The organism is Anditalea andensis (assembly GCF_000714815.1).
Lineage (GTDB): Bacteria > Bacteroidota > Bacteroidia > Cytophagales > Cyclobacteriaceae > Anditalea > Anditalea andensis.
The window spans coordinates 1-3,248 of the sequence record NZ_JMIH01000045.1 but is presented as its reverse complement, the minus strand read 5'-3'; the positions used below and the strand labels follow the sequence as shown (position 1 = coordinate 3,248).

Here is a 3,248-nt window from a genome sequence, read left to right as displayed (position 1 = left end):
AAGGCGGCGACCTACTCTCCCGGATGTGACTCCAGTACCATCGGCGCTGCAGGGCTTAACTTCTCTGTTCGGGATGGGAAGAGGTGGGGCCCCTGCGCTAGGCCGCCTAAATTTTTCTGTACCTTCTACAGAGTATCAACTACCAGGTATCTCAGGTGACAGTCCCCATGCGGGGAAAATATCTTAAGTTCTTTTCTATACCATCTACAGTATAGTTTTGATATGTTTCGCAGAAAATGCAACAGATAAAGCGTGTGTTTAAGTTTCCGGGCAATTAGTACTGCTCAGCTATGTCATTTCTGACTTTACACCTGCAGCCTATCGACGTCATCGTCTCTGACGGCCCTTATTGGAAGTCTCATCTTGGAGGGAGTTTCGCACTTAGATGCTTTCAGCGCTTATCTCTTCCCGACGTAGCTACCCGGCAATGCAATTGGCATCACAACCGGTACACCAGCGGTCAGTCCAACCCGGTCCTCTCGTACTAAGGTCAGGTCTCCTCAAACTTCCCACGCCCGCAACAGATAGGGACCGAACTGTCTCACGACGTTCTGAACCCAGCTCGCGTGCCACTTTAATGGGCGAACAGCCCAACCCTTGGGACCTTCTCCAGCCCCAGGATGTGACGAGCCGACATCGAGGTGCCAAACCTCCCCGTCGATATGAGCTCTTGGGGGAGATCAGCCTGTTATCCCCAGAGTACCTTTTATCCTTTGAGCGACGGCCCTTCCATACAGAACCGCCGGATCACTATACCCGACTTTCGTCCCTGCTCGGCTTGTCGGCCTTACAGTCAAGCCCCCTTATGCTATTGCACTCCGCGTACGGTTACCAAGCGTACTGAGGGGACCTTTGGAAGCCTCCGTTACCTTTTTGGAGGCGACCACCCCAGTCAAACTACCCACCAAACAATGTCTCCCTCCTTGAGGGATTAGACACCGGACAAACAAAGGGCCGTATTTCAAGGTTGGCTCCACAGCGCCTGGCGACGCCACTTCACTGCCTCCGGCCTATCCTACACATCGTTTGCCCAATGCCAATGTTAAGTTGCAGTAAAGGTTCATGGGGTCTTTCCGTCCCGTTGCGGGTACGCGGCATCTTCACCGCGACTACAATTTCACCGAGCTCATGGCTGAGACAGTGCCCAGATCGTTACACCATTCGTGCAGGTCGGAACTTACCCGACAAGGAATTTCGCTACCTTAGGACCGTTATAGTTACGGCCGCCGTTTACTGGGGCTTCAGTTCAGCGCTTCCCTTGCGGTAACGCCCCCCCTTAACCTTCCAGCACCGGGCAGGTGTCAGGCCTTATACTTCGTGTTGCCACTTCGCAAAGCCATGTGTTTTTGATAAACAGTCGCCTGGGCCTTTTCACTGCGGCCTCCCACATCGCTGTGGGTAGGCGCCCCTTCTCCCGAAGTTACAGGGCCATTTTGCCGAGTTCCTTAGCCATGATTCACTCGAGCACCTCAGGATTCTCTCCTTGACCACCTGTGTCGGTTTGCGGTACGGGCCGTTATACGCTTAACGCTAGAAGATTTTCTTGGAAGCTCTTAGGACAGCTATCCGATTGTCCGAAGACGCTCGGTACTATCGGCTTTCGGCTAAGGGTGCGCATTTTACTACACCCCCAATACCTACGACCTTCAACCCGGTATTCCGTCACCGGGCGTGTCTTTCATCACTCCGTCCCTCCATTGCCTGTATAACAGGTACGGGAATATTAACCCGTTGTCCATCGACTGCGCCTTTCGGCTTCGCCTTAGGTCCCGACTGACCCTGATCCGATTAGCGTTGATCAGGAAACCTTGGTCTATCGGTGGGCGGGTTTCTCGCCCGCCTTATCGTTACTTATGCCTACATTTGCTTTTCCAATGTCTCCAGCACACATTGCCATGTACCTTCGCTGTCATTGGAATGCTCCCCTACCACTGCGTGATGACGTATCACCACATACAATCCTGCGCTTCGGTACCACACTTGATGCCCGATTATTATCGACGCCCTGTCGCTCGACCAGTGAGCTGTTACGCACTCTTTAAAGGAATAGCTGCTTCCAAGCTAACCTCCTGGCTGTCTCTGCAACTGGACCACCTTTGTTCAACTTAGTGTGGATTTTGGGACCTTAGCGGCAGGTCTGGGTTCTTTCCCTCTCGGACTTGGACCTTAGCACCCAAGCCCTCACTGCCGGTTCTGTATGGCGGCATTCGGAGTTCGTCAGGATTTGGTAGGATGTGACTCCCCCTAGTCCTATCGGTAGCTCTACCTCCGCCGTACAATTCCCGACGCTGTTCCTAAAAACATTTCGGGGAGTACGAGCTATTTCTCAGTTTGATTGGCCTTTCACCCCTACCCACAGATCATCCGGAAACTTTTCAACGTTTATCGGTTCGGTCCTCCACTCTGTTTTACCAGAGCTTCAACCTGTCCATGGGTAGATCACAAAGTTTCGCGTCTACCCCCACTGACTCAGCGCCCTGTTCAGACTCGCTTTCGCTCCGGGTGCGGATCTTAAATCCTTACCCTTGCCAGTGAGGAGTAACTCGTAGGCTCATTATGCAAAAGGCACGCCGTCACGGAATCGCTCCGCTCCGACCGCTTGTAAGCGCACGGTTTCAGGTTCTATTTCACCCCGTTATTCACGGTACTTTTCACCTTTCCCTCACGGTACTGGTTCACTATCGGTCTCTCAGGAGTATTTAGCCTTACCGGATGGTGCCGGCAAATTCAATCGGGATTTCTCCGGTCCCGACCTACTCAGGATACCCGCCTCTTGACATTTCCTTCCGTTACGGGGCTCTCACCATCTACGGCCGCCTTTCCCATGGCGTTCACGTCTGAAATGTCTTCGATTATGCAGGTCCTATTACCCCGTACATGCCGTAACATGTATGGTTTGGGCTGTTCCGCGTTCGCTCGCCACTACTTACGGAATCACTGTTGTTTTCTCCTCCTATGGGTACTTAGATGTTTCAGTTCCCCACGTTCGCCTATCTTTCGATATAACCATTGCTGGCTGGGTTGCCCCATTCGGAAATCTGCGGATCGCACCGTCTGTGCCGGTCCCCGCAGCTTATCGCAGCTTGTCACGTCCTTCTTCGCCTCTGAGAGCCTAGGCATCCCCCGTGCGCCCTTAATTACTTAAACTCAATTATGAATCTATATTAATAAATTTATTGCTTACTCTGCGGTTAACTTCCGTCAACCTATCTGTTGCATTTTCTGCTCAACATGTCAAAGAACTTGTT

The 3,248-nt window shown here is 52.3% G+C and carries 2 rRNA genes; both read right to left on the bottom strand.

The features are described from left to right. A 5S ribosomal RNA gene (rrf, locus tag EL17_RS22060) occupies window positions 1–110 on the bottom strand; the annotation flags it as partial. Window positions 111–254: 144 nt separating this feature from the next. Beyond that, a 23S ribosomal RNA gene (locus EL17_RS22055) occupies window positions 255–3,147 on the bottom strand. Window positions 3,148–3,248 lie beyond the last annotated feature (101 nt).